The 2,102-nt window shown below is 67.1% G+C and carries 2 protein-coding genes; both read left to right on the top strand.

Annotated features, from left to right (window positions below):
• A partial coding sequence (gene hemH, locus sphsw_RS01615) for a ferrochelatase (protein ID WP_031439093.1) occupies positions 1–918 on the top strand: 918 nt, incomplete at its 5' end.
• A gap of 34 nt (positions 919–952) precedes the next feature.
• Positions 953–1,675, top strand: a complete 723-nt coding sequence (gene phbB, locus sphsw_RS01610; RefSeq protein WP_031439092.1) for an acetoacetyl-CoA reductase — start codon at positions 953–955, stop codon at positions 1,673–1,675.
• The last annotated feature ends 427 nt before the right edge of the window (positions 1,676–2,102 follow it).

Raw genomic sequence — 2,102 nt, 5'->3', positions numbered from 1 at the left:
CGATCGGTCAAACGCTATCTCGGCGAATTCCTGTCGGATCGCCGCGTCGTCGAGATCCCGGCGATCGCGTGGCAGCCGATCCTGCGCGGCATCATCCTGAACACGCGGCCGAAGAAATCGGCGCATGCGTACAGCCAGGTGTGGCGCGAGGACGGTTCGCCGCTCGCCGCGATCACGCGGTTGCAGGCGGCGGCGGTGAAGGATTCGTTCGGCCCCGAGGTGATGGTCGACTGGGCGATGCGCTATGGCCGGCCGGCGATCGCCGAGCGGCTGAGCGCGATGCAGGCGGCGGGCTGCGAGCGGATCCTGCTCGCGCCGCTCTATCCGCAATATTGCGCGGCGACGACCGCGACCGCGAACGACAAGGCGTTTGCGCATCTGGCGGGGCTGCGCTGGCAGCCCGCGCTGCGCACGCTGCCGCCTTATTATGACGATCCCTTGTATATCGACGCGCTGAAGACCGATCTCGAGACGTCGCTCGCCGCGCTCGATTTCGTGCCCGATGCGATCGTCGCGAGCTTTCACGGCATGCCCAAGCGCACGCTGGAGATGGGCGATCCCTATCATTGCCACTGCCAGAAGACCGCGCGGCTGCTGAGCGCGGCGATGGGGCGCGAGCTGACGGTCGCGTTCCAGTCGCGCTTCGGGCCGCAGAAATGGCTCGGGCCCGCGACCGACGAGACGCTGGTCGAACTGGCCAAGGCGGGGAAGACCAAGGTCGCGATCTTTGCGCCCGGCTTTTCGGCGGACTGTCTGGAAACGCTCGAGGAATTGTCGATTCGTGGGCGCGAGAGCTTCGAGGAGGCGGGCGGCAAGGACTTTGCCTATCTGCCGTGCCTGAACGACGGCCCCGCCGGGATCGCGATGCTCGAGCGGCTGCTTGCACGCGAGCTTGAAGGTTGGACGCGCCGCGGTTAGCCTCCGGTAAAACACGTATGGCGGGAGAGAAGGCATGGCACGCGTCGCGATCGTAACCGGGGGAACGCGTGGCATAGGCGAGGCGATCAGCCTTGCGCTGCAGAAGACCGGGCTGACCGTGGCGGCGACCTATGCGGGCAATGCCGAACGCGCCGAGGCGTTTGCCGCGCGGACGGGAATCGCGGTCTATCAATGGGATGTCGCGGATTACGACGCGTGCCAGGCAGGCTGTGCGAAGGTCGCGGCCGATCTGGGCGATGTCGACATCGTCGTGAACAATGCGGGCATCACGCGCGACGGCACGATCCTGAAGCTGAGCTATGACGACTGGAAAGCGGTGATCGACACCAATCTGGGCGGCTGCTTCAACATGGCCAAGGCGGTGTTCCCGGGGATGCGGACGCGCAAATGGGGGCGGATCGTCAATATCGGCTCGATCAACGGGCAGGCCGGGCAATATGGCCAGGTCAATTACGCCGCGGCGAAATCGGGCATCCACGGCTTCACCAAGGCGCTGGCGCAGGAGGGCGCGCGGGCCGGGGTGACGGTCAACGCGATCGCGCCGGGCTATATCGATACGGACATGGTCGCGGCGGTGCCGGCCGACGTGCTCGAGAAGATCGTCGCGAAGATCCCGGTCGGGCGGCTGGGCCAGGCGAGCGAGATTGCGCGCGGGGTGGTGTTTTTGTGCTCGGAAGAGGGCGGGTTCGTGACCGGCTCGACGCTGAGCATCAATGGCGGGCAGCATATGTATTGACGGTTTTGGCCCGGCTGCGCGGCAGCCGGGCCAAAACCGGCACGGCCGGCGGACGGGTGGAACCGGTCCGGCCGACGGCTTTGCCGGCGGCGTGAGTTTGGCGGCGGACGGTGGCCTGGGCTCTGGATCCTGACTTTCGTCAGGATGACGGGGTTGGGGTGTCGATCACCGCTGCCAAAAAATTAGCCGTCATCCTGACGAAAGTCAGGACCCAGGGTCACGGGCGTTGCGGGTGGTACCCTGGGTCCCGACTTTCGTCGGGATGACGAAGGGGTGAGGGCTCAGGCCGGGCCTGCCGTCGGCAAAGCTGTCGGCCGGGTTGGCGCGGGCGCCACCCGCCGGCCGGTCCGGTTCCGCGCGGTGCGCGGCTCCGGACGAACACGAGGCCGGCCCCCTGTGGGGGACCGGCCTCTGCCCTCGATACGCT

The sequence above is a fragment of the Sphingomonas sp. FUKUSWIS1 genome (genome assembly GCF_000733135.1).
Lineage (GTDB): Bacteria > Pseudomonadota > Alphaproteobacteria > Sphingomonadales > Sphingomonadaceae > Sphingomonas > Sphingomonas aerolata.
This window is presented reverse-complemented; position numbering and strand designations above follow the sequence as displayed.

Coding starts and splice junctions, on each gene's coding strand:
- phbB (WP_031439092.1), top strand. CDS start 953: ATGGCACGCGTCGCGATCGTAACCGGGGGAACGCGTGGCATAGGCGAG.